At 66.4% G+C, this 24,664-nt stretch carries 23 protein-coding genes and 1 pseudogene; 19 read left to right on the top strand and 5 right to left on the bottom strand.

Translation table 11 applies throughout. The features are described from left to right. Nucleotides 1–370 precede the first annotated feature (370 nt). Genes KB201_RS21960 through KB201_RS21925 form a run of 8 tightly spaced genes read left to right on the top strand, consistent with a single transcriptional unit; the run spans nucleotide 371 to nucleotide 9,133 of the window. Nucleotides 371–1,945, top strand: a complete 1,575-nt coding sequence (locus tag KB201_RS21960) for an ABC transporter substrate-binding protein (protein ID WP_211540454.1) — start codon at nucleotides 371–373, stop codon at nucleotides 1,943–1,945. Nucleotides 1,946–1,962: 17 nt separating this feature from the next. Continuing rightward, the gene (locus KB201_RS21955; protein WP_137808530.1) at nucleotides 1,963–2,889 is read left to right on the top strand and encodes an ABC transporter permease; all 927 of its coding nucleotides are present in this window, start codon (nucleotides 1,963–1,965) and stop codon (nucleotides 2,887–2,889) included. A 29-nt stretch (nucleotides 2,890–2,918) separates the two neighbouring features. Next, a complete protein-coding gene (locus KB201_RS21950) occupies nucleotides 2,919–3,917 on the top strand; it encodes an ABC transporter permease (protein WP_137808531.1) in 999 nt (332 codons plus the stop codon). After that, nucleotides 3,914–4,933: an ABC transporter ATP-binding protein gene (locus KB201_RS21945; protein WP_211540453.1), complete on the top strand. Its 1,020-nt coding sequence runs from the start codon at nucleotides 3,914–3,916 to the stop codon at nucleotides 4,931–4,933. The genes KB201_RS21950 and KB201_RS21945 overlap by 4 nt, the downstream gene beginning before the upstream one ends. Next, complete coding sequence (locus tag KB201_RS21940) at nucleotides 4,926–6,002, top strand: ABC transporter ATP-binding protein (protein WP_211540452.1); 1,077 nt, start codon at nucleotides 4,926–4,928, stop codon at nucleotides 6,000–6,002. The genes KB201_RS21945 and KB201_RS21940 overlap by 8 nt, the downstream gene beginning before the upstream one ends. 31 nt (nucleotides 6,003–6,033) lie before the next feature. Next, nucleotides 6,034–6,753 carry a sulfite exporter TauE/SafE family protein gene (locus KB201_RS21935; RefSeq protein ID WP_078113209.1) on the top strand — a complete coding sequence of 240 codons (720 nt, stop codon included), beginning with the start codon at nucleotides 6,034–6,036 and terminating at the stop codon, nucleotides 6,751–6,753. Nucleotides 6,754–6,774: 21 nt separating this feature from the next. After that, nucleotides 6,775–8,127, top strand: a complete 1,353-nt coding sequence (locus KB201_RS21930; RefSeq protein ID WP_058251805.1) for an enolase C-terminal domain-like protein — start codon at nucleotides 6,775–6,777, stop codon at nucleotides 8,125–8,127. 28 nt (nucleotides 8,128–8,155) lie between these two features. Next, on the top strand, nucleotides 8,156–9,133 hold the full coding sequence (locus tag KB201_RS21925; RefSeq protein ID WP_249146300.1) for a 2-hydroxyacid dehydrogenase: 978 nt from the start codon (nucleotides 8,156–8,158) through the stop codon (nucleotides 9,131–9,133). Between the two features lie 329 nt (nucleotides 9,134–9,462). Here KB201_RS21925 and aqpZ read toward each other — a convergent pair whose 3' ends face one another. Both aqpZ and KB201_RS21915 read right to left on the bottom strand, forming a co-directional pair. Beyond that, nucleotides 9,463–10,242: an aquaporin Z gene (gene aqpZ, locus KB201_RS21920; RefSeq protein ID WP_058251807.1), complete on the bottom strand. Its 780-nt coding sequence runs from the start codon at nucleotides 10,240–10,242 to the stop codon at nucleotides 9,463–9,465. A 147-nt stretch (nucleotides 10,243–10,389) separates the two neighbouring features. Continuing rightward, the gene (locus KB201_RS21915) at nucleotides 10,390–11,256 is read right to left on the bottom strand and encodes an alpha/beta fold hydrolase (protein ID WP_058251808.1); all 867 of its coding nucleotides are present in this window, start codon (nucleotides 11,254–11,256) and stop codon (nucleotides 10,390–10,392) included. Between the two features lie 84 nt (nucleotides 11,257–11,340). Here KB201_RS21915 and KB201_RS21910 point away from each other — a divergent pair, with 84 nt between their 5' ends. Then, nucleotides 11,341–11,940, top strand: coding sequence for a TetR/AcrR family transcriptional regulator (locus tag KB201_RS21910; RefSeq protein ID WP_058251809.1), 600 nt, complete (start codon nucleotides 11,341–11,343; stop codon nucleotides 11,938–11,940). A gap of 80 nt (nucleotides 11,941–12,020) precedes the next feature. On the opposite strand, the pseudogene KB201_RS21905 reads toward KB201_RS21910, so the two are convergent. Together KB201_RS21905 and KB201_RS21900 are read right to left on the bottom strand one after the other, a co-directional pair. Beyond that, nucleotides 12,021–12,787, bottom strand: a pseudogene (locus KB201_RS21905) (pirin family protein). Nucleotides 12,788–12,873: 86 nt separating this feature from the next. Next, entirely contained in the window at nucleotides 12,874–13,548 is a 675-nt protein-coding gene (locus KB201_RS21900) for a DUF1345 domain-containing protein (RefSeq protein WP_058251810.1), read from the bottom strand. A 106-nt stretch (nucleotides 13,549–13,654) separates the two neighbouring features. On the opposite strand from KB201_RS21900, the gene KB201_RS21895 reads away from it, so the two are divergent. From KB201_RS21895 to KB201_RS21880, 4 genes are read left to right on the top strand one after another with little or no spacing between them, the layout of a single operon-like run. Then, on the top strand, nucleotides 13,655–13,948 hold the full coding sequence (locus tag KB201_RS21895; RefSeq protein WP_058251811.1) for a hypothetical protein: 294 nt from the start codon (nucleotides 13,655–13,657) through the stop codon (nucleotides 13,946–13,948). Further along, nucleotides 13,945–14,769 carry a hypothetical protein gene (locus KB201_RS21890; RefSeq protein ID WP_058251812.1) on the top strand — a complete coding sequence of 275 codons (825 nt, stop codon included), beginning with the start codon at nucleotides 13,945–13,947 and terminating at the stop codon, nucleotides 14,767–14,769. Before KB201_RS21895 ends, KB201_RS21890 begins: the two co-directional genes overlap by 4 nt. A 58-nt stretch (nucleotides 14,770–14,827) precedes the next feature. After that, on the top strand, nucleotides 14,828–16,774 hold the full coding sequence (locus KB201_RS21885; protein WP_211540451.1) for a fumarate reductase/succinate dehydrogenase flavoprotein subunit: 1,947 nt from the start codon (nucleotides 14,828–14,830) through the stop codon (nucleotides 16,772–16,774). Nucleotide 16,775: 1 nt separating this feature from the next. Next, the gene (locus tag KB201_RS21880; protein WP_058251814.1) at nucleotides 16,776–17,522 is read left to right on the top strand and encodes a succinate dehydrogenase/fumarate reductase iron-sulfur subunit; all 747 of its coding nucleotides are present in this window, start codon (nucleotides 16,776–16,778) and stop codon (nucleotides 17,520–17,522) included. A 15-nt stretch (nucleotides 17,523–17,537) separates the two neighbouring features. Here KB201_RS21880 and KB201_RS21875 read toward each other — a convergent pair whose 3' ends face one another. Next, complete coding sequence (locus KB201_RS21875) at nucleotides 17,538–18,332, bottom strand: IclR family transcriptional regulator (RefSeq protein ID WP_058251815.1); 795 nt, start codon at nucleotides 18,330–18,332, stop codon at nucleotides 17,538–17,540. Nucleotides 18,333–18,497: 165 nt separating this feature from the next. Between KB201_RS21875 and KB201_RS21870 the strand changes: the two genes are divergently transcribed. The 6 genes from KB201_RS21870 to KB201_RS21845 all read left to right on the top strand — a co-directional run bounded on the left by KB201_RS21870 (nucleotide 18,498) and on the right by KB201_RS21845 (nucleotide 24,661). Then, nucleotides 18,498–19,094, top strand: coding sequence for a hypothetical protein (locus tag KB201_RS21870; RefSeq protein WP_211540449.1), 597 nt, complete (start codon nucleotides 18,498–18,500; stop codon nucleotides 19,092–19,094). Beyond that, nucleotides 19,091–20,638, top strand: a complete 1,548-nt coding sequence (locus KB201_RS21865; RefSeq protein ID WP_211540446.1) for an FGGY-family carbohydrate kinase — start codon at nucleotides 19,091–19,093, stop codon at nucleotides 20,636–20,638. The genes KB201_RS21870 and KB201_RS21865 overlap by 4 nt, the downstream gene beginning before the upstream one ends. 38 nt (nucleotides 20,639–20,676) lie before the next feature. Beyond that, complete coding sequence (locus KB201_RS21860) at nucleotides 20,677–21,594, top strand: phosphotriesterase (RefSeq protein WP_058251818.1); 918 nt, start codon at nucleotides 20,677–20,679, stop codon at nucleotides 21,592–21,594. A gap of 2 nt (nucleotides 21,595–21,596) precedes the next feature. Next, complete coding sequence (locus KB201_RS21855) at nucleotides 21,597–22,298, top strand: HAD family hydrolase (protein WP_058251819.1); 702 nt, start codon at nucleotides 21,597–21,599, stop codon at nucleotides 22,296–22,298. 132 nt (nucleotides 22,299–22,430) lie between these two features. Continuing rightward, nucleotides 22,431–23,867, top strand: a complete 1,437-nt coding sequence (locus KB201_RS21850) for an MFS transporter (RefSeq protein WP_058251871.1) — start codon at nucleotides 22,431–22,433, stop codon at nucleotides 23,865–23,867. After that, the gene (locus KB201_RS21845) at nucleotides 23,864–24,661 is read left to right on the top strand and encodes an SDR family NAD(P)-dependent oxidoreductase (RefSeq protein ID WP_211540444.1); all 798 of its coding nucleotides are present in this window, start codon (nucleotides 23,864–23,866) and stop codon (nucleotides 24,659–24,661) included. The genes KB201_RS21850 and KB201_RS21845 overlap by 4 nt, the downstream gene beginning before the upstream one ends. The last annotated feature ends 3 nt before the right edge of the window (nucleotides 24,662–24,664 follow it).

Genomic DNA, 24,664 nt, shown 5'->3' with positions numbered 1-24,664 from the left:
GCTTGACCTCCAGGAGTGCAGGACACAGACCGGTCCTTCGGTCGATGACTCCACGCTAGAAGCGCTCACGGATACCTGTCCAACACGCAAATAACATGGATCGATACTCAAACAGTATGGATGTGGCGTCGTCGATTCGGTGTCTGGCACGGCGGCGCGAAGAACCGTCAGGTCAGCGGCCATTTCGGGTCTCGCCCGTTCTCCGCCTGGCACTCCCCGGACGGTGCCAAAACCCGTCGAAACGGCCTTTTGCTGGGCTTTTGCGCTGTTGACGCCGTCATCGCGACGCTCATAGCGTGTGTCTACCGTCACAAACGCGGTCGAGCCCACCGCGAGATCACTCGCAGTCTTTCTCTCATCGGAGGTCCCCATGCAGATCGCACATCTGCGATCCCGGAAGCGCCCCGCCGGGTGTCTGCTGGCCCTGTCCGCGGTGGCCGCGCTCGCGGCCAGTGGTTGCAGCGTCGCCAACACGACAGCCGGCGAGAGCGCTTCCCCGGACACCCTGCGCATAGTCCTGCCCCAAGAGCCGCCCACGCTGGAACCCTGCGATGCCTCGCTGACGGCGACCGGTGTCGTCGTGCGGTCCAACATCACCGAGCCGCTCATCGAACGGAACCCCGACAGTGGTGCGCTCGAGCCGAGTCTCGCGACCGAGTGGACCCAGGTCGAACCGAACGTATGGCGCTTCACCACGGCCACGGGTATCCGGTTCAGCAACGGGCAGCCGTTCGACGCCGAGGATGCCGCGTTCTCGATTCGCCGCACGTTCAACGGCGCCATCGGCTGTGACGTCAACGGCTACGTCTTCGACGACACCACCCGCGAGGTGACTGTGGTCGACCCCGACACCATCGAGGTCCGCACGGAGACACCCGACCCGATCCTTCCGCTGCGTCTCTCCTTCATCGAGATCGTTCCGCGCACCACCGTCGCCGACGACAAGGTGCGCGTGCCGATCGGGACCGGCCCCTACATGGTCGACTTCTGGGATTCGGGCCAGCGCGTGGCGTTGACAGCCAATCCGAACTATCACGGCGACGCCCCCGCATTCACCCGCGCCGTCTACCAATGGCGCTCCGAGGGCAGTGTCCGTGCCGCCATGGTCTCCAACGACGAAGCGGACATCGCCACCTCACTCGGCCCCGAAGACGGAGCAGGTGATCTCGGCATCGCCTACACCAACAACGAGACGACCGCCCTGCGCATGCAGGCCACCGATGCGCCCCTGACCGACTACCGGGTGCGCGAGGCCATCGATCTCTCCGTCAACCGCGTCGGCATCGTCGACGCGCTGTTCCAGGGTCTCGGTACACCCGCGGCCCAGCTGGTCGCGGAGGGCATCGTCGGCTACAACGACCAGCTGACCCCGACGCCGTACGACCTCGACCGCGCCAAGCGCCTGGTCGACGAAGCCCGTGCGGACGGGGTGCCGGTCGACCGGACCATCCGCCTCATCGGCCGTACCGGTCAGTTCCCGAAGATCAACGAGACCATCGAGAACCTGCAGTTCACGCTCAGCAAGATCGGGCTGGACGTCAAGATCGAGATGATGGACACATCAGGTCAGATGCAGTATCAGACACGGCCTTTCGTGCCCGGGTCGGGGCCGGTGCTGCTGATGATCATGCACGGCAACCAGGCCGGTGACACCCAGTTCACTCTCGACCAGTACATGCTGTCCGACGGCTACCAGAGCACTTACGGCGCAGCCGCCTACGACGAACAGATCCGTGCCGCCGAGGCCCTCACCGGCCCGGCCCGTCAGAACGCACTCGCCGCGGTCCTGGCCGCTGAGCCGCGCGAGATCCGCCAGTACGCGTACATCGCACACATGCAAGCAGTTCTCGCGAAGGCGAATCGTGTTGCCTACCGGCCCAATTCGGCCACCGGTGACGAGATGCGTCTCGCCGAGATGACCCACGCGCCAGCCCAGAACGACTGAAACAGAGGCGATGACCGATGCTCACCTTCCTCCGGCGCCGGATGTTCACCAGCCTGATCCCGCTGATCATCGTCTTGTTCGGCGTGTTCTTCATGGCCCGGCTCACCGGCGACCCCACCAATCTCTACCTCCCGGTCTCCGCGACCCCGGAGCAGCGCGCCGAGTTCGCCGCCGCGAACGGGCTCGACAAACCGATCTGGCAACAGATGACCGACTACCTCGCCGGCGTCTTCCACCTCGACTTCGGTGAGTCACTGAAGACCGGCCAGCAGGCGGCGAGCATGGCGCTCGCAGCGTTCCCGGCGACTCTGCAGCTCGCCTTCGTCACGCTCGTGCTGTCCGTCCTCGGCTCGATCATCATCGGTTGCTGGGCGGCCTACCGACCGAACTCACTCGCCGACCGCTTCTCGAGCCTGCTGTCGATGACCGCGGCCAGCGTCCCCGACTTCTGGTTCGCGATCACCGGTATCTGGATCTTCGCGGTTGTCTTCGGCTGGCTGCCGACCTCCGGTACCGGCGGGGTGCTGGCCTGGGTCCTGCCCATCGCGACACTGATGATCCGACCGCTGGGCGTTCTCACCCAGGTGGTGCGCGGCGCCATGGTCTCGGCCCTGTCGGCCCCCTACGTCAAGGTGGCGAGAAGCAAAGGGGCCGGAGACTTCCGGATCGTCACCCACCACGCACTGCGCAATGCGGCCGCCCCCGCCCTCACCGTCGCCGGCGATCTCGCGGTTGGCCTGATCAACGGCGCGGTCATCGTCGAAGCCATCTTCGGCTGGCCCGGCATCGGCAAGCTAATGATCGATTCGATCCTGCAACGCGACTTCGCGGTCCTGCAGGCCGCGGTGCTCCTCACCGCTCTCAGCATCTTCATCCTGAACATCGTCATCGACGCGGGTCTCGCCCTCCTGGACCCACGCGTTCGTGACAAGGCCACGGTCTAGTCGCCGGACACATCGAGGAGTACTGACACATGTCCATCGTCACCGATCCCGTCGACACGACGAGTCCCGTCGCCTCGACCGACATCACCGGCGACTCCGTCGCCGCCAAGAAGGTGCCCGGCGGGCAACTGCCGCTGTGGCGGCTGCTGCTCCGCGACAAGTTCGCGACCGTCGCCGCCGGCATCCTGACCTTCATCCTGCTCACCGCGATCTTCGGTCCGTGGCTGGTCGGGGACGCCGCCACCGACCAGAACCTGGACGAGTCGAACCTCCCGCCGTTCAACCTCGACACGGGCTGGATGAACGTGCTGGGCACCGACCCGCTGGGTCGCAGCATGCTCGCCCGGCTCATCGTCGCCTGCCAGACCACGCTCATGGTCTCCCTGCCCGCGGTGATCATCTCGTGCGTCGTGGGCTCGGCGATCGGCATGTGGGCCGGATACCACCGCGGCTGGCGTGAGACCACCGCGATGCGCATCGCCGACGTCATCATGAGCTTCCCGTCGCTGCTGCTCGCAGTCGTGATCCTGTACGTGTTCTCGCCGAGCGCCGCCAACATCATCGCGGTGCTGGCGATCACCCGGATCCCGATCTACCTACGGACCGCGCGGGCCGAATCCGCCGAGTTGCAGAGTCGCGTGTTCGTGGACGCGGCACGGACCTTCGGTGCGAGCAGCGGTGCGATACTCCGCGGGCACGTCCTGCCGATCCTGCTCCCCACGCTGCTCACCGTGGCCACCCTCGACTTCTGCTACGTGATGCTCGCGGAGTCGTCGCTGTCGTTCCTCGGCATCGGTATCCAGCCGCCCGACGTCAGCTGGGGCCTGATGGTGTCGCAAGGCCGGACCTACCTGCAGACCGCATGGTGGCTGTCGTTCTTCCCGGGCCTGGCGATCGTCATCACGACCGTGTCGGCCACGATGCTGGCCGCGTGGGCGCGCATCGCGACCGACCCCGGTCAGCGGTGGCGACTGACCACCCCGAACGCCCGGAAGCGGTTCTTCTCCTCACGAAAGGCGCTGCGATGAGTGCTCCTGCCCTCGACCGGCCCGACGCCGGCACCGACGATCGGGTCGCACTCGACGTCGTCGACCTGACCGTGGATCTGCGAACGCCCACCGGTACCGTGCGGGCGGTCGACCACGTGTCCTTCCGCGCCCGTCGTGGCGAAACGCTGGCGCTGCTCGGCGAATCCGGGTGTGGCAAGTCGATGACCGCACAGGCGCTCGTCGGGTTGCTCGACCCGATCGCCTCGGTCTCGGACGGATCGATCGTCCTGGACTCCGTCGACCTCGTCTCCGCCTCGGCGTCGAAGCGACGCGAGATGGCCGGCACCGAACTCGCGATCGTGTTCCAGGACGCGCTGACCGCGCTCAACCCGGTGTACCCGGTCGGGACCCAGCTCGCCGAACCGTTCCGCATCCATCGCGGGATGTCGAAGAAGAAGGCCCGCCTCGAGGCGATCGAACTGATGCGGCACGTGGGCATCCCGGAACCGGAGTCGCGGGTCGACTCCTACCCGCACCAGTTCTCCGGCGGGATGCGGCAACGTCTGCTCATCGCGATGGCGGTGGCGTTGAGCCCCAAGGTGCTGCTCGCCGACGAACCCACCACCGCGCTCGACGTGACGGTGCAGGCCCAGATCATGGCACTGCTGGGGCGCCTCCGGGCCGAACACGACATGGCGGTCGTCCTGATCACCCACGACCTCGCGCTCGTCGCCGAGCAGGCCGACCGCGTCGCGATCATGTACGCGGGCAACGTCGTCGAGACCGGGCCGGTGGCCGAGGTCTTCGGCAGTCCGAAGCATCCGTACACCAAGGGACTGCTCGATTCCGTTCCCGTCAGCGCCGAACGGGGGGCCGACCTCAAGTCGATCGGCGGTACGCCGCCCGACCTGCACTCGATTCCGACTGGCTGTGTGTACCAGGCGCGGTGTCCGCTGGCCCGCGCGCAGTGCGTGCAGCAACGGCCGACGCTGACGAGCACCGACACCAACCGGGCCGCGGCCTGCCACTTCTCGGAGGAGATCGACAATGCCTGAGACGACTAGCCTCGCCACGACGCCCGGCCTCGACAAGGCGCGCGGTGCCGCGGCCCCGCTCGACTCGAGCCGGGTCCTCGAAGTACGCGACGTCGGAAAGACCTTCGCGGTGTCCGGGAAGGGCGGCCGCAAACAACTCCGGGCGCTCGACGGGATCGATCTCGATCTCCGCCGCGGCGAGACACTCGGTCTAGTCGGCGAATCCGGCTGCGGCAAGTCCACTCTCGCCCGAACGCTGATGATGCTCGAGCGGCCCGACACCGGCACCGTCCGCTGGGACGGCACCGACCCCTACCGGCTCAAGGGCAAGGACCTGCTCGCCCTGCGCCGCAAGGTGCAGATGGTCTTTCAGGATCCGTATGCCTCGCTGAACAATCGGATGACCGCGGCCGAGATCATCGGCGAGCCGTGGCGTACCCACAAGGACCTGTACCCGCGCAAGCGTGACCGGGCCGCCCGCGTCCGTGAACTGCTGCATCTCGTCGGGTTGCGGCCGAGCGACGAACACCGCAGTCCGCAGGAGTTCTCGGGTGGTCAGCGTCAGCGCCTGGGAATCGCCCGTGCGCTCGCGCTCGATCCCGAGGTGATCATCTGCGATGAGCCGGTGTCGGCGCTGGACCTCTCGGTACAGGCGCAGGTGCTGAACCTGCTGAACGAACTCCAGCAGGAGCTCGACATCTCCTACATCTTCATCTCGCACGATCTGTCGGTGGTGCGTCATGTGGCCGACCGGGTCGCGGTGATGTACCTGGGCCGGATCGTCGAAACAGGCAGTACCGAAGCCGTGTTCGACCATCCTGCGCATCCGTACACCGAGGCGCTGATGTCCGCGGCACCGACGCTCGACGCCGACAACCGCCGCTCGCGAATCCTGTTGAGCGGCGAGGTGCCCTCGCCTCTCAATCCGCCGTCGGGCTGCCGGTTCCGGACGCGCTGCGCACACGCCACCGACGTCTGCGCGACCGCGCTGCCGCCGGCCGTCACCGATCGGCAGGAGGCCGGTCACATCGCCGAGTGCTATCACCCCCGCGGACGGGTCGGCCTGGGCATGCCTGCCCCGGCGGCGTGAACACGCCCGGCGGTACGAAGGCCGTACTGGCGTGAGCGTCGTGGCATGCGTGACCATCGCGGTGGCCGTGTTCCTCGCGTCCTGCATGCAGGCATCCATCGGTTTCGGGATGGGCATGCTCGCCGCGCCGGTGGTCGCCCTGGTGGCGCCGACACTGCTTCCCGGCATGCTGATCGCTTCGGCGACGACAGTCACGCTGCTGGTGGTGATCCGCGAGCGGGGAAGCCTGGACTTCCGCGGTACCGGGTGGGCTCTGGCCGGTCGGGTCCCCGGGACCGTCGCCGGCGCCCTGCTGCTGGTCTGGTTGCCCACCCGCGGTTTGTCACTGCTGTTGGCGGCGGTCGTGCTCGGCGGTGTCGTGATCGCCTCCGTCGGCTGGCGGCCGGCACCGGTACGTCGCAACCTGGCCACCGCGGGCGCGGCCTCCGGATTGCTCGGCACGGCCACGTCGATCGGCGGCCCCCCGATGGCGCTGGTGTACTCCGGCGAGGAGAACGCGCACGTGCGTAGCAACATGAGTGCGTTCTTCCTCGTCGGCAGCCTGATGTCGATGGCCGCGCTCGCCGCGACCGGCAGCGTGAGCGCCGAGATCCTCTGGGCGTTCCTCGCCCTGACACCGGTCGTCGTCCTCGGCTTCATCGCCTCCCGCGCCGTCAACCGGGTACTCGACCGGGATCGGCTCCGCACCGTGTCGATCACGGTGTCGGCCGTCGGCGCGGCACTGCTCATCGGCCAGCAGATCTTCTTCTGACACTTCTGAAAGGACCTCACCATGACGACAGCCACATCGACGTCCACGACGACTCCGGTGGTCACCGAGATGCGGGTGATCCCCGTCGCGGGACGAGACAGCATGCTGCTCAACCTGTCCGGCGCACACGCCCCGTTCTTCACCCGGAACCTGGTCGTGCTGACCGACTCCGAAGGCAACCAGGGGGTCGGTGAGGTCCCGGGCGGCGAACCGATCCGCACCACGCTCGACGATGCGCGACCGATCGTCGAAGGTCGCGGTATCGGCGAGTACAACGCGGTCCTGCAGGACATCCGGCGTACGTTCGCCGATCGTGACCGTGGTGGCCGCGGGGATCAGACTTTCGACCAACGCATCACGATCCACGCGGTGACCGCCGTCGAATCGGCACTGTTGGATCTCCTCGGCCAGCACCTCCGTGTGCCGGTGGCGGCGCTGCTCGGCGAGGGACAGCAGCGTGATCGCGTTGCTGCGCTCGGTTATCTGTTCTTCGTGGGGGATCGCACCAGGACAACGCTGGACTACGCCGACGGTGCCGGCGAGACCGATGACTGGATGCGTTTGCGTCATCAGGAGGCCCTTGATGCCGACGGTGTCGTCGCACTCGCCGAGGCGGCCCAGAAGCGGTACGGCTTCGCCGATTTCAAGCTGAAGGGCGGGGTTCTGTCGCCCGACGAGGAGGCCGACGTCGTCACCGCGCTGGCGGAACGCTTCCCGACGGCCCGGGTGACGCTCGATCCCAACGGCGGCTGGTTGCTCGAGGAGGCGATCCGGATCGGCGGACGCTTGCGCGATGTGGTCGCCTACGCCGAGGACCCGGTGGGACCGGAGGGCCGGTTCTCCGGCCGTGAGGTGATGGCCGAATTCAAGCGCGCGACCGGGCTGCCGACCGCGACCAACATGATCGCGACCGACTGGCGCGAGCTCGGGCACACGATCCGCACGAATGCGGTCGACATCCCGCTGGCCGACCCACACTTCTGGACCATGGCCGGCTCGGTGCGCGTCGCGCAACTGTGTGATGCCTGGGGGCTCACCTGGGGATCGCATTCCAACAACCACTTCGACGTGTCACTGGCCATGTTCACGCACGTCGCGGCCGCTGCGCCGGGCGAGATCACCGCGATCGACACGCACTGGATCTGGCAGGACGGACAACGTCTCACCACCGAGCCGTACGAGATCGTCGACGGTCACCTCACGGTTCCCGACCGGCCGGGTCTCGGCGTCGAAGTCGACATGGAGCAGGTGGAAGCCGCTCATCAGCTGTACCGCACCGAAGGGCTCGGGGCGCGGGACGACGCGATCGGGATGCAGTTCCTCATCCCGGACTGGACGTTCGACAGCAAACGACCCGCGCTCGTGCGGAGCTGAGGTCGTGGCGGATACGCGCGGCGACGACCTGAAAGTCGTGGTGGGTGAACGGAACTTCGTGCCGCACCGCGAGCTGTTCGAGAGCCTGTTGCCCGCCGATGTGAACACGTCCTGGCACGCGGCCTTCGACGAGGCTGCGCTCGTGGCCGATCTGGCCGACGCCGACGTCTACGTCGGCGGTCGGGTGACCCCGGCGATGGCTCGCGCGGGATCCGGTCTGCGGCTGGTGCTGACCGGTGGCGCCGGCACCGACAAGGTCAGTTTCGGTGACCTCGCGGCGAACACCGAGGTGGCCAACACCTTTCACCACGAGGATTCGATCGCCGAGTACATCGCCGCCGCGGTGGTCACGGTGCGCCGAGGTCTCCTCGGCCAGGACGCCGCGCTACGGCAGGGGCTGTGGGCCTCGGCGGTGTACCGCGACGGGGTGGAACAGCCGCGGACGCTGCGTGGCGCGATGATCGGCTACGTGGGTTTCGGCCACATCGGTCGACGAACCGCGGACTTGATGGGTGCCTTCGGCGCGCGGGCCTGTGCGGTGACCGGGTCCGGCCGGGTCGTCGACGACACCGGGCTCGAATGGTACGGCGACACCACTGATCTCGGTCGTCTGATGGTCGAATCCGATGTCGTGGTGGTCTCCGCGCCGCTGACCGCGAGTACCACCGGGATGATCGACGCCGGCCACCTGCGGCGGCTCGGGCCCGGGGGTGTGCTGGTCAACGTGGGCCGCGGCCCGCTCGTCGTCGAGCAGGATCTGTACGAGTCCCTCCGGGACGGCTTGATCGGCGGAGCAGCGCTCGACGTCTGGTACCGCTATCCGACGGGCAGCGATCGAGCGGACCCGTCGGGCCTGCCGTTCGGCGAATTGCCCAACGTGCTGATGACCCCGCACATCTCGGGGGTCACCCGTGACACGTTCGTCGGGCGGGTGCGCGACATCACCGACAACATCGCCCGGCTGCACTCGGGGCGAGAGGTCCTGCGGGTGGTCGCGCCGTCCTGAATCCGAGGCCTGCCGGGCCTCCCTTCGCTCCCTGAGGTGTGAGGAGCGCAAGCCGCCGGGCCGAGCGAGCGACGAAGGAGCGCGTCGAGGTCGACGACCGGCCCCTGCTCCCTGATCCGAAAGGACGCCCTGCCCCCTGCTCCCTGAGGAGCGCCCGGGCTTGCGGAGGGCGCGTCACGAAGGGTCTTCGCAACCCGACTCACCAGGACCCTTCGTGACGGCCTCCGCAAGCTCCGGCCTCCTCAGGGAGCAGTAGTTGGGCCCGCTCCGAGCATTCGGGTTCATCAGTCGCACGGCAGGGGCGTCCTCGAACCGGCCCATCGCCACGATCAGGCGTCGGCGGTCTCGGTCCGTGTTGGTTCGGCTGCCGCGCGCTTCCCGTTCTGGAACAGCAGCGGGTAGAGGAGACCGCCGATCAGTCCGCCGATCAGCGGCGCCAGCCAGAAAGCCCACAGCTGTCCGGGTGCGCCGTTGCCGTTGAAGAAGGCGACCGCCGTCGAGCGCGCCGGATTGACCGATGTGTTGCTGATCGGGATCGAAATCAGGTGGATGAGCGTGAGGCACAGTCCGATGGCGAGCGGGCCGAAGCCCGCGGGAGCGCGTCCGTCGGTCGCGCCGAGGACCACGATGAGGAAGAACGCCGTCAGCAGGATCTCCGCGATGAGGACCGCGGTGAGGGAGTAGTTGCTGGGGGAGTGTTCGCCGAATCCGTTGGCGGCCATGTTGCCCTCAGCCGTGAACCCGGGTTGGCCCTTGGCGATGAGGAAGAGCATGAGGCCGGCCAACAGACCACCCACGACCTGCGCGACCCAATAGGTGGGCAGCTCTTTCCAGGAGAGCCGGCCGCTGACGGCGGCACCCAGCGTGATCGCGGGATTGAAGTGTGCGCCGGAGACGTGCCCCACCGCGTAGGCCATCGTCACCACGGTGAGACCGAAAGCCAGAGAGACACCTAGGAACCCGATTCCGACCTGGAAGGTGTCCTGGCCGTCCTCGGACTGGGCGATCTGCTTGGCGGCGTAGATCGCGCTGCCGCATCCGCCGAAGACCAACCAGAATGTTCCGAAGAACTCAGCCGCGAGTCGTGCTGCGGGCGACGGGGAAGGCATGAACGTCCTTTCGCTGGCGACCTGGCCGGCGAGGCGCGCGAAGTGCCTCGCCCTTCGAGTGGCTCACACAGTAGCCGTGCCGCCGGAAACTGGCAGCAGTATGGCAAATCGTGTGCAGTTCAACGAAGAATTGGTCGTCGAAGCTCGTCACCGATCGCGGAATCGCGCGGCGATTGCCGCGCTCATCGTCTCGGGAGCGTCTTCGGACACGAAGTGCTTGGCGTCCGGGAGCTCGACGACCTCCAGGTCGGAGAAGGCCGCGCGAATCTTGGGGATGCAGCGTCGCGGCCGGAAAACGATGTCCCCCATCCCCCATACGGCGAGTGCCGGCCTATCGCCCAGACGGAGCGGGACATCCGCGGCCAACTGCTCGAGGAGTGGTCTCGCCGAGCGGATCTCGCCGGGCATGACCGAGAGTCCATATCGGGCGTCGGGACTCGGTTGCACCCGCCGATAGTGCTCGGCCTCCGCGTTGGTCAAGTCCGGCCCGAACCTGCCGAGCAGTACGCCTTCGATGAGCAGATTCTGTTCGAGGATGCACTGTCGCAACGGACGACTGCTCATGACCGCGCTGAACAATCGATTCGGTAGCAGATCGATCGGCCAGAACGCGGTGTTCGCGAGAACGATCCCGCCCACGCGTTCGGCGCGGGGGACTGCCGCACCGAGTCCGATGGGTCCACCCCAGTCGTGACCCACCAGGACGAAGTCGTCCAAGGAGAGGTGGTCGATCAGCTCGCCGAGGACAACCGTCAGCTCGGCGATGGTGTAGCCGAACCCGTCGGGGCGAGTGGACAGCCCGAAGCCGGGGAGGTCCAGGGCGACGCAGCGAAAACGATCGCGCAGCCCGGTCACGATGTGCCGGTAGAGGAAGCTCCAGGTGGGGGAGCCGTGACACATCAGGACAGGTCGCCCGACGCCTTCGTCGATGTAATGAAGCCGTCCGACCGACGATTCGAACCATCGTGACTCGAAGGGATACAGCGTTGGGTCGGGTACGAAATCGATTTCCACTGGCGTCTCCGTCCACCGCGATGCATCGGGCTCTACACATGTAGAGACTACGGGACGATCCGCTACATCTGTAGTATCTCGCGCATGTCTGCGGATTCGACCAGTGGAGGCGGGCGTCGGGATGTCATCGCCGATGCCGGCATCCGAATCATCGCCCGCGACGGTGTCCGCGCACTCACCCATCGGGCTGTCGATCGGGAGGCGCGGTTGCCGCTGGGGTCGACCTCCTACCATGCGAGGACCCGGATCGCGCTGATCGAGCTCATCGTCGACGCACTGGCGGCCCGCACCCGGATCGACACCGAGGCATTGGTGATGACAGATGAAGGGGTCGACCACGACGGACGGGTTCCGGTCGACGAACTGGCCGGATCGCTGTCGGAATTGGTCGACACCCTCGCTGCCAGACACGACGACATGCGCGCCCGTTACGCGCTCATCCTCGAACTCGACGATCTGCCCGCCATTCGCCGAAGGTTGACCGGTCGGTCCGACGTCGAGGACGTGGCACGACTGGTGGCGACGCGTTCGCTCGCCGGTGCCGGCCTGCCGAATTCGGGCATCGAGGTCGAAGATCTGCTCGCGATCACGGATTCACTAGTGTTCTACCGCACCGCCATCAACCCGGCAGTCGACATCCGGCGCATTCTGGACCAGTACCTCCGGGGCGCCATCGTCGGGTGACCTCGCATTCGCAGTCGCCGTCATCGCCGGTTGACGAATGTTGGGCTTCCTTTCCGCGTCCAGTTCGGCCCGACGGGTGGTCAGAGGTCACGGTTGAACGTCGTGTGCATCTCCCAGAACAGGATCTCGGCCTCTGACGTCGCGGTGACACTGACCGCGCCCTCATCGATGGTGCGCAGCGCGTCGCCCTCGACGAGTCGGATGCCGTCGTCCAGCTCGACACCGCCTTGGCAACGTAGAAATGTCCGTACGGTGCCGGGGGAAGGGCGACCGACTGTCCGGAACCGATCCGGGCCACGTGCAGCGCCGCGAACGGGTTGCCGATCGAGATCGCATCCGTGCCCGCGTGTTCGGGCCTGCCGGAGACCACCGTGACCAGCCCGCCGGTCGCGAGATCGGCGCTGAAGTCGCGTTCGGCGTAGCCGGGTTCACCTCCGCCGTGCTCGGGCGCCACCCACATCTGCACGACGCGCAGGTCCCGGTTCTCGCTGCGCCGTGAAGCATTCGCCTCGGTGTGGGTGATCCCGCGGCCCGCGCTCATCCGCTGCGCGACGCCCGGCGTGATCACGCCGGTGTTGCCGAACGAATCACGATGAGTGACAGCACCTTCGAGTACCCACGTGACGATTTCGGCGTCCCGGTGGAAGTGGGCGTCGAAACCTTCACCGGCGTCGACGCGATCGTCGTTGTGCACCAGCAGGACTCCGTGGGCGTTCGCCGCGAGATCGAAGTTGCCCGTGACGGGGAAGGACTGGCGGGAATCGAGCCACTCGCTTCGGAAGATGTGCCGCTCGGTACCCGGGATGACCTGCCGCGACGGCACGGTTCCGATAGATGGCTCGCTCATCGTGACTCCGATCTGGTCCTCCGGACCCCGCCGGCACAACCGTCATGTCGCCGACCCTATTCCAGTGTGCGAGCGTGCCGCGGTCGTCAATCGAGGAGGTTGACCGCGTTGGCCACCACCAGGCTGAGGATGACGATCGACAACAGCGACTGTGACGCCATCGCCAGCTTCGCACGACGCGACAGCGGCATCACGTCGGTGGGGCTGAAGGCAGTCGCGTTGGTCAGGGCCAGATAGAGGTAGTCGAAGAACACCGGCCGCCATCCCGATGGTGCCAGCCGTGGCTCGAGGTGTTGCGGAAAGGCGAGGTCCGGGTATGCGGCCGGACGCAGGTGCCGGTTCACCGGACCGCCGCCGTCGAGCTCCCAGTAGAGGAATGCGAACGCGATGACGGTCTGCAGCCAGACGAGAGCCCCGGCGACCAGCAACTGGTTCGCCGCCGCGGTCTGCGGATCTCCGTGCAGCAGGTCCCACACGAGTCGTCCCGCTCCCCACGCCGCACCTGCGGCGATGGCGACGACCAGCCCGACGGAGAGGCCGCGGACCCACCGGCCGGGCCGGTCGATGCGGCCCGGGTCCACCACGATGAGTGTCAGCAGCACCATCCCCTCGATCGCGGGGAGCAGCCAGGCGGTACCGGCGGCGTAGCGCGCGGGCAGGAGGAACGGGATCGCCATCGCGACCAGTACGAACGCCGATGCGGTCCATCGCTGCTCGGCGCGCGACAGGTTCTCCGCGGGAACGTGGTCGTCGTCGTTCATCTGGCGGCCTCCGGTCGGGGGAGCCGACACGTTCCGCCAACATCGTTGACTCGGCGGGCCCGGCCGGTACTGTGTTCTTCATCACATAGGCAGGAAGGGATGTGCCATGATATCGACCGAGATGAAGGAGCTGCATCGCAGTATAGGTGCGCTACGGCATCACATGACCACGCTGCAGACGCAGTACGGCGATGTAGACGCGGTTCGGCGAATGTCCAACGATCTGGATCGGCTGGAGATCGACCTTCACGACTTCGAGCACGCACCGCCACCGCTGCTGCAGACGAAAGTCGGGCGAGACCAGGTTATCTATGTGCCTGACTGCAAGTCGGACGAGTCGGCCTGGCTGGGTGCGCAAGACGAAGGGCTGGGCTTTCATTCGCGTGAGCGCACGAAGTGAGCGCCCCCGCGACTGAGCGGGACACAGTCGGGGTCTTCTCTCCGGGCCGCGCGCGAATCCTGGCCCGAACTCTCCGCCAGGACAGGTGGTGGCTGTCGCCGCTGCTGACAGTCGTGGGTCTCGCGGCCTTCGTCATCTACGCGACGATCCGGTCTTTCGTGCGCACCGCCTATTACGCCGCGGACTATCACTACCTCTCGCCGTTCTATTCGCCGTGCCTCAGCGAGTCGTGCGTGCCCGGAGCGAGTCATTTCGGTACCCCCTTCCCCGAACTCCCGGTGTGGATTCCGCTGGCTTTCCTCTCCCTGCCGTTCCTGCTCGGGTTCCGACTGACCTGCTACTACTACCGCAAGGCCTATTACCGGTCGGTCTGGCTGTCGCCGCCTGCCTGCGCCGTCGCCGAACCCCACAGTCGGTACACCGGCGAGACGCGACTGCCGCTCATCATCCAGAATTCGCACCGGTACTTCTTCTACGTGGCCGTGATCATCTCGGTGATCAACACCTACGACGCGATCGTCGCCTTCCACGGTAAAGGCGGCGGTTTCGGCTTCGGGCTGGGCAACGTCATCCTCGTCGTGAACGTGCTCCTGCTGTGGACCTACACGGTGTCGTGCCACTCGTGTCGCCACGTGACCGGCGGCCGGCTCAAGCACTTCTCGAAACATCCGGTGCGGTACTGGGTCTGGAGTCAGGTGTCCAAGCTCAACACCCGGCATATGCAATTCGCCTGGATCACGCTCGGGACTTTGGTGCTCACCGACTTCTACATCATGCTGGTCGCCAGCAACACCATCTCGGACCTGAGGTTCGTGGGTTGACCGAGTGACAACACAACGCCTGTGGTGCAGCCGTTCTCAACGTTGGGAGTCCCGATAGATGACCGAGCCGGAACGCTACGAGTACGACGTCGTTGTCATCGGTGCGGGCGGTGCCGGGTTGCGGGCGGTCATCGAGGCCCGCGAGCGCGGCTACTCGGTGGCCGTGGTGTGCAAGTCGCTGTTCGGCAAGGCCCACACGGTCATGGCCGAAGGCGGATGTGCCGCCTCGATGGGCAACGCCAACTCGAAAGACAACTGGCAGACGCACTTCCAGGACACGATGCGGGGCGGCAAATTCCTGAACAACTGGCGCATGGCCGAGTTGCACGCCAAGGAGGCCCCGGATCGCGTCTGGGAACTCGAAACCTATGGCGCCCTGTTCGATCGAACCGCGGACGGGCGGATTTCGCAGCGCAACTTCGGCGGCCACACCTATCCTCGACTCGCTCATGTCGGCGACCGCACCGGGCTGGAGCTCATCCGGACGATGCAACAGAAGATCGTCTCGCTGCAGCAGGAGGACTACGCCGCCACCGGTGACTACGAGTCGCGCATCAAGGTGTTCGCCGAATGCACGATCACCGAACTGCTGAAGGACGGCGACGCGATCGCCGGTGCGTTCGGGTATTGGCGCGAGTCCGGCCGCTTCATCGTGTTCGAGGCGCCCGCGGTGGTCGTCGCCACCGGCGGGATCGGCAAGTCGTTCAAGGTGACGTCGAATTCGTGGGAATACACCGGCGACGGGCACGCTTTGGCACTGCGAGCCGGCGCGAGCCTGATCAACATGGAGTTCGTCCAGTTCCATCCGACCGGGATGGTGTGGCCGCCCAGCGTCAAGGGCATCCTCGTGACCGAGGGCGTTCGCGGCGACGGTGGAGTTCTCAAGAACACCGAGGGCAAGCGCTTCATGTTCGATTACATCCCACCGGTCTTCAAAGGTCAGTACGCCGAGACCGAAGAGGAAGCCGACAAATGGCTGGCGGACAACGACAGCGCCCGGCGAACACCGGACCTGCTGCCGCGGGATGAGGTCGCGCGGGCGATCAACGAGGAGGTCAAGGCCGGACGCGGCACCGAGCACGGCGGCGTCTACCTCGACATCGCGTCCCGCATGCCCGCCGAGGAGATCATGCGCAGGCTGCCGTCGATGCACCACCAGTTCAAGGAACTCGCCGACGTCGACATCACCGCCGAACCGATGGAGGTGGGGCCGACCTGTCACTACGTGATGGGCGGGATCGAGGTGGATCCGGACACGGCCGCGTCACGGGTTCCGGGCCTGTTCGCGGCCGGCGAGTGTTCCGGCGGGATGCACGGTTCGAACCGGTTGGGCGGCAACTCGTTGTCGGACCTGCTGGTCTTCGGGCGTCGTGCCGGCCTCGGGGCGGCGGCGTACGTCGAATCGCTGGCGACCCGTCCCGCGGTCTCCGCCGACGACATCGACCGGGCGGCGGCGTCCGTGCTTGCGCCCTTCGATTCGCCGGCCGAGGGCAAACCGGAGAACCCCTACACCCTGCACACCGACCTCCAGCAGGCCATGAACGATCTGGTCGGGATCATCCGGAAAGAGGACGAGATGCAGGAGGCGATCGGCGTGCTCGCGGACCTGCGAAAGCGCCTGGGCGGCATGCAGGTCGAGGGACATCGTCAGTTCAATCCGGGCTGGCATCTCGCAGTCGACCTACGCAACATGCTGCTGGTCTGCGAGTGCGTCGCGAAGGCCGCACTCATGCGCACCGAGAGCCGCGGTGGTCACACCCGCGACGACCATCCGTCCATGGACTCGAACTGGCGCAATGCGCTGCTGGTGTGCACCGCGGACCTCGACGGGGACGACGCCGCGGTGCCGGAGGTCAGCGTCGTGCGTACGGAACAGACGCCGATGCGGCCGGACCTCCTGGAGCTGTTCGAGTTCCCCGAGATCGAGAAGTACTACACGGCGGCCGAGATAGCCGGTCATCCCGGCGCCGGTGGCGAGCGAGCCGAGGGGCATTCGGAGGACTGACATGGGATACGACGCGAAGTTCCGGATCTGGCGCGGCGACACCGACGCCGGCGGTCTCGAGGACTACACGGTGACCGTCAACGAGGGCGAGGTGGTGCTGGACATCATCCACCGCCTACAGGCGACGCAGGCCCCGGATCTCGCGGTGCGCTGGAACTGCAAGGCGGGTAAGTGCGGATCGTGTTCGGCGGAGGTGAACGGGCGTCCCAAACTGCTGTGCATGACCAGGATGTCGACGTTCACCGAGGACGAGGTCGTGACGGTGACCCCGATGCGCACGTTCCCGGTGATCCGCGACCTGGTCACCGATGTCTCGTTCAACTACGCCAAAGCCCGTGAAGTGCAATCGTTCACACCGCCGCCTGGCCTGGCGCCGGGGGAGTACCGGATGAAGCAGGTCGACGTGCAGCGTTCGCAGGAGTTCCGCAAGTGCATCGAGTGCTTCCTGTGCCAGGACACCTGCCATGTCGTGCGCGATCACGAGGACAACAAACAGGACTTCTCCGGGCCGCGTTTCCTGATGCGCGTCGCCGAACTCGACATGCACCCCCTGGACGTGGCCGAACGCCGCGACTCGGCGCGCACCGAGCACGGACTGGGCCTCTGCAACATCACCAAGTGCTGTACCGACGTCTGTCCCGAGCAGATCAAGATCACCGACAACGCGTTGATCCCCATGAAGGAGCGAGTCGTCGACCGCACCTACGACCCGCTGGTGTGGTTGGGCAACAAGCTCTTCCGACGGTGAGGGACACTGTCACGATCAGCCGGCGTACCCCAGGCGGCGCGAAACGGTGAGCGCACCCTCCATGAGGGCGGCGGCCATCTCGTCCTGACGCTCGTCCGACATGTCCGCGGAAAGTCCGCCGATACTCAACGCCGCGACCACATTTCCTTTTCGGTCGCGGATGCAGGCACCCAGGGCGGCGACACCGGGCGTCACGTCCCCGACGCTGATCGAGTAGCCCCGCCGGCGGGTCTCGTCGAGCCGGTCGCGCAGTTCCTCCGCGGTGATCTCGTCACCGGCCGGCGTGAACATCGGACCTGAGTCCAGCACCTGGGGTAGGGCGGTGTCCTCGAGTTCGGCCAGCATCGCGACGGGTGCCCCGCCCAGGTACAGCGGCAGCGAGCGGCCGACGGTCAGGACCATCACCCGGATCGGCTGGCTGCTCTCGATCATGTCGAGGCACACGGCACGGGCACCATCCGGGACGAGGAGGTACACGTGCTCGTCGAACCGCGCCGCCAGTTCCGACATCACATGGCTGGCCTCGGTTCGTAGGTCGAAGCTGCCCAGGACCGCCGATGCGAGTTCGAAGACGCGGAGGGTAAGTCGGTAATCCGCGGATCGGGTTCGTTCGATCCAGCCAGCGACTTCCAGGGTGCTGAGGATTCGATACATCGTCGTTCGGCTGTACCCGCACTTCTTCATCAGATCCGCCAGCGACAGCTCGGCACGGTCACCTTTGAAGGCCTCGAGGACATCGACCGCCTTGATGATGGACGCGATGTGATTCTTCGGGTCGATCTCGGCCGACCGGTCGCGCTGTGTTGTCATGCTGATCTCCTCGCGAATGGTTATGTGGGACTGATCAATTCGGTTCTTGTGGTGGCGGGTATCGCATCTGGGGCTCCTGGTCGGAACGACTCTTCCGAGCCATGAGACAAATGTGGACCATGATGTGATGGTTGACACAAACACTTAGCCGTGCAATCGTTCCGTATGGCGCACACGATATCCGGATTCCGGACACCGAGTCAAGGCTCGGAGGTCCTCGTAAACGACACGGATTCTCCCGACGCTCTGGTGATCTTGGCCGCCGGCCAGCCGGCTCGTGTGGTGGTGCGGGGTTCAAACGGATCGGTCGAGACCCTGGCGAGTCCCGGCTGGGACCTGCTGGACTCCTTCGTGGAGCGGTTCGCGCCCGACGTGGCCGCCGACCTGACGACCCGGTTCGCCGAGACGGTGGCCGAGTGGGAGGCGACCCCGACCCGCGTCACCTACGCGGCTGTCGACGGCCGCGACGTCCTGGTCGGCCTGTCGTATCAGACCTCGCCCGAGGAGGTGCTCGGTGCAGTCTGGCGCGGCCTGTGTACATCGTTGGTTCGTATCCTGGCCGGTGCTGGTCGCGAACTGCAGATTCGGATCGAGTCGGACCATCCCGGGGCGCAGGTACTCGCCCACCGCCTACAAGCCTCCGGGGTGCGAGTGATCGAAGCTGCGGGGGAACAGGTTCGACACACGGCAACTGATCAGCTGCTCGAAGTCGACCGCCTCGCGCTCCGCGTGGCGGCTGTCGCCGCAGGGGTGTCCCGATGAGTCGCTCAGTCGTGATCGGTGTCGACAAGGGGACGAGTTCGCTGAAGTCGATTGCCGTCGACCTGGCCACGGGCGAGCTCGTCGCCGAATGCGGTGCGCGCACGCCCAGTTTCTACCCGACCGCCGGGCGTCACGAGGAGGACCCGGAGAAGACCTGGGCGACAGTGGCTTCCACGATCAGGGCCGTGGTCGGAGAACTCGAACCGTCGACCTCGATCGTGGCGATCGGCGTCACCGGGCACATGGGCGGTCTCTGGGCCCTGGGTGCCGACGGCGAACCCGTGGGCCGTGCGATCTGCTGGCCCGATGCCCGCGCCGCGGGCATCCTCGACGAAGCCGGTGACCGGGGGCATCTCGACGCGCTCTTCGCGATCAGCGGGAACGCGTTGATCCCGGGAACCCCATACCCGCTGCTGGCCTGGATGAAGCGCGCCGAACCGGACCGTTACCACGCCATCCGCCACTTCTTCATGGCCAAGGACTACGTGAACTATCGGCTCACCGGCGTGGTGGCCACCGAAGAGTCCGATCTCTCGTTCGCGCCCTGCGACTTCCGTGGCCGGCGCAAGTCCGAGGAGTTCTTCACCGCATTCGGCATCGAAGAGATGTCGACCCGCTTGCCGACGGTCGGGGTCAGCGACGGGCTTCTCGGCACCGTGTCCGCCGAAGCGTCCGCCGAGACCGGTCTCCCGGTCGGGACACCGGTGTGTGCCGGCACCGGCGACGCGACGGCGAACATGATCGGAATCGGTGCGGCGCACGACGGTCAGGCCGTCACGACCATCGGCACAAGCCTGATGAACGGCACGTCCACCGATCACCCGCTGCTCGAACCGGCAGGAGTCGGGTTTGGCTTCCTCATGCCCGAGAACCGCTGGCAGCGCCAGATCACCAATTCCGGGGGCGGGACGCTGTGCCTGGACTGGGTGATCAACACGTTCTGTCCGGCCGAGGTCGATCGCATCACCCGCGGTGCGACGACCCTCGGGGACGTGGTGCGGGACTTCGCCCGTACCGCCGAACCGGGGTGCCTTGGACTGGTGTTCCACCCATACCTCAACACAGCCGGCGCCACGGCCCCGTTCCTGGATGTGAATGCGCGCGGCAGCTTCGTCGATCTGCGCGGCGACACCACACCCGCCGAACTGGTGCGGGCGGTCATGGAGGGCACCGCGTTGTCGGTGCGCGACTGTTATGCGGCGATGCCGGTGCAGATCAACGAAATCCGGCTGACCGGCGGCGGAGCTCGCAGCGTCGAGTGGAGCCAGATCATTGCCGACGTCCTGCAGAAAACGATCGTGGCTCCCGATGTCCCGGAGTCCGGCGCGCTCGGAGCGGCCATGCTCGCGGCCGTGGCCACCGGGCAGTACCCCGACCTCGACAGCGTGACCACCTGTCTGGTCCGGCCCGGACGAGTGCATGAGCCCGATCCGTCGACCGCTGCCCTGTACGACGACGCGTTCGCGGTCTATCGCGCCGTTCTCGAGCCGTTGCGCGAGGTGTGGGCCGCCACTGCCGACATCGACCAACTGTCCCCGGCCTGACCGGCCTTCACCCTTCTCGACCCCGAAACGGAGAACTCGTGCCCGTCATCAGAACCGTGCTCGGCGACATCGCCCCGGAGAATCTCGGAGTGACCCTGTGCCATGAGCACCTCTTCACGAACCCGCCCAAGTGGGCGCAGGACCAGGACCCCGACATGGTCCTCGATCGCGTCGACGCGGCCATCGCCGAGGTCGCGGACTTCGATGGGCTGGGCGGCGGCGCGCTCATCGAGATGACAACCGCCGATTACGGGCGCAATGCAACCGGACTGCTGGCGGTCGCCCAAGCCTCGAACGTGCACATCGTCAGCGCGAGTGGCTATCAGAAGGGGATCTACTATCCGGACTCGGTTGCCACGGAATCGATCGACGAGATCGCCGCGCGGTTCGTTGCCGATGTCACCGCCGGGATCGACAACACCTCGGCACCGGCCGGCGTGATCAAGTTCGGCACCTGCCGGACGGACGAGATCCGTGACGACGAGCGCAAGGTCCAGCAGGCAGTCGCCAGAGCGCATCTCATGACCGGTGCACCGATCTCCACGCACTGTCAGGCCGGCACGCTCGGCGACCTACAGGCGAACGGCTTCGCCGATCTGGGCGTCGATCCGGACCACGTCCTCATCGGGCACCTGGATCGAAACCTCGACTTCGGCTACCTACGCGAGGTCGCGCGGACCGGGGTCTGGCTGGGTTTCGATCACTGGACCAAGCCGAAATACCCATCGGACGAGCTACGGGTCGACTATGTGCGACGCCTTTTCGACGAGGGTTACACCAAGATCATGGTCTCCGGTGATCTCGGCCGACCGTCCTATCAGCCCCACCACGGAGGTGGGCCGGGATTCGCCGGTCTGCTCAAGCAGATTCGCGATCGCCTGCCCGCCGATATCGCGGAGCGGGTGTTCGTGGACAATCCGCGCGAGTTCTTCGCCTTCACCCCCCGGGAGGGGTAGGCATGAGTTCCCCGACGAGCACCGCAGAGACCGATTCCGCCCGCGCGGACACCGGTGTTCCCACTTCAACGAACGGGGTGCTGTTCGATCTCGACGGCACCCTCATCGACTCCAGGTTCGCGATCGTCGAGGCCTATCGGGCGACGTTCGAGAACGAGCTCGACCGGCCGCTGCCCGGGGAACTCGAGGACCCGAGCGTACTGATGGCGCCACGACCGCCCGAGATCTTCGCCCGGTGGTCGGACGGGGATCCGGTCGATCTGGAACGTGCCTATGGGGCGCACTACATCTCGAGTGCGTATCAACGGGTGGCGGCCTACCCGGGACTGCACGAGACACTGACCGCGCTCGCCGACCGCGACATCACCGTCGGCATCGTCACGAACAAGCGAATGAGTCGGGTGCAGAAGGATTTCGAGTACCTCGACATCGATATCGACCTCTTCGCAACCATCGTCACCGCCGACGACACCCGAGAACGCAAGCCACATCCAGCCCCCGTCCTGCTCGGACTGGAGCGGGCCGGGCTGGACCCGGCCCATACCTGGTACATCGGTGACGGCCCTCAGGACATACGTTCCGGGGCCGCCGCGGGCACCCGCACGATGGGTGCCGCCTACGGATATTACGGACACGACACACTCGCCGATCACGAACCCGACCATCTCCTCGACAGACTGGGCGACCTGCTGAAGCACCTCTAGTTCACCGCTCCCGGTTCCGGCGCCACGTGGCGCTGGACCATCCCTGAAACGCTGGATCGCAACACTTCTCGATTCAGTGACCTGTTGACACGCCCGCCGTCGGTACTGCGGGCGCTCCTGAACGGATTCCTCATGACCCAACTACTCCCTGCCCGGAATCGGGCATTCACCTCGGTCGCCGAGGTCGACGACTTGGTCGACACGGAGGACATCAAGACCCGGAGACACAAGCTCATGCTGGTGCTCGGGCTCGCCGGCATCGCTTTCGAGGCCTACTTCCTCGCGGTACTCAGCTCCGGTACTGCGCCGATGAGTGAGCAGCTCAACCTCGACGCCAACGGCGTGGGGCTGGTCAGTGCGTACGGATACGTCGCGACCCTCATCGCGGCCGCGACCTGTGGTCTGCTCGCCGACCGCTACGGGCGAGTGCGAATCATGGTGGTGGCCAAGATCGTCGCGGTCGTCGCTGCGCTGATGATGGCCGCGGCACCGAGTTTCGCGATGCTGGTCCTCGCGCGCTGCATCGCCGGCGCCGCCTACGGCGTGGACCTGGGCGTCGCGATGGCCTACCTGTCGGAGAACCTGCCCAAGAAGCGGCAGTACCTGCTCAACTTCTGGCAGGCCCAGTGGTACATCTCGACCGTCGTCGCGCTGGCCATCGTCCTGGGCCTGTACCACCTCGAAGTCGGACTGAGCATCTGGCGCTGGGGACTCGTCACCGCCGCCGTGTTCGCCTTCGTCGTCGCCATCGCGCAGTTCGCGCTGATGCCGGACAGTCCGCGCTGGCTCGCCAAGAAGGGCAGACTCCCGGAGCTGACCAAGTCGTTGAAGGCGATGTACGGGATCGAGGCCACCTATCCCACCGGTCATCTCGACGCGGCCATCGAGGAGCCGAAGAAGGAGCGACGTTTCACCGAACTGTTCAGCACGCGATTCCGCGCACGAACGATCCTGGCGAACGTGGTCACCATGATGCAGGCGTTGCAGTACTACGCCGTCGCCTACTACCTGCCGGTCATCGCGCTCAGCCTGTTCGGTGAGAATTTCGGCGAGGCGACCTTCGGTTCCATCGTCTTCAACGTGTTCGGCATCGTCGGCGGAATCGCGTCGATCTGGGTGGCCTCCAAACTCGGTGCGAACGGCGCCGCGAAATACGGCTTCCTGGCAGTCGCCGCGATGATCCTGATCCTCGGCGTCTTCTTCGACTCGCTCCCCGTGCTCCTGGCGTTCATCGTCCCGGCGATGTTCATCTTCTTCCACTCGGCGGGCCCCGGTGTGTCAGGTCTGACCATGGCGGCGATGGCCTACCCGTCCGATCTGCGTGGTCGCGGCGGACAGCTGGCCACCATTTCGCAGAGCATCGGCGGAATCGTCGGCCTGTACGCGTTCCCGCGGATGTCGGAGTCGCTGGGGCTGTCGACCACCATCACCATCTTCGTCGCGGTGCCGCTGATCGGCGCGGCCATCTGCATGCTGATCCGCTGGGAGCCGTTCGACACCACGCACGACGCCAACGAGATCGCCGCGGCCGAGGGCGACATGACGGTACGGGAGGTGTACGGACGATGACCGGGGCACGTGTGACGATCCCCGGCTCGGTGGCGCTGATCACCGGTGGCGGACAGGGTCTGGGCCTCGCCATGGCGCGACGGTTGCGGGCCGACGGACACCAGGTGGTGATCGCCGACATCGACGCCGGACGTGCTGATCAGGCGGCCGCCGACGTCAGCGGGTCCGCGCTGGTCGTCGACGTCACCGACGACGAGTCCGTCCGCCGCGCGGTCGAGGCCGTGCGACAGCGGTTCGGACGGCTCGACGTCCTGATCAACAATGCGGGTATCATTTCGCGGACCCAGGCCGAGGCAATCGATTCCGGCCGGTGGCAGGCCGAACTCGACGTCCACCTCGGCGGCACCATGCGGTGCAGCCGGGAGGCCTTCGTCCTCCTCCGCGAGCCGCCCAACGCGTCGATCATCAATCTCGCCTCGGTGGGTTCGACATTCGGTCTACCCGGACGATTGGCGTACACCGCCGCGAAGTCCGGCGTCCTGGGTGTCACACGCACACTCGCGGCCGAATGGGGACCGCACGGGATCCGGGTCAACGCGGTGGCCCCCGGATACATCGACACCGGGATGATGCGGACGGGTCTCGACACCGGAACACTCGATGAGAAGCGACTGATAGATCGAACACCGATGCGCCGGTTCGGTTCTCCCGACGAGGTGGCTGCAGCCACCTCCTTCCTCGCGTCGACGGACGCGTCGTTCGTCACCGGCACCGTGCTCCGGGTCGACGGCGGGATCACCATCGACGGCACATTCCACTCGGCCGACGCCGAGATGACCAGAGAGGGCACCTGACAC

Origin of the sequence: Gordonia sp. SCSIO 19800 (assembly GCF_018132775.1) — a bacterium.
Taxonomy (GTDB): Bacteria; Actinomycetota; Actinomycetes; order Mycobacteriales; family Mycobacteriaceae; genus Gordonia; species Gordonia hongkongensis.
The sequence above is the reverse complement of the archived record's forward strand: the minus strand, read 5'-3'. Positions and strand labels throughout refer to the sequence as shown.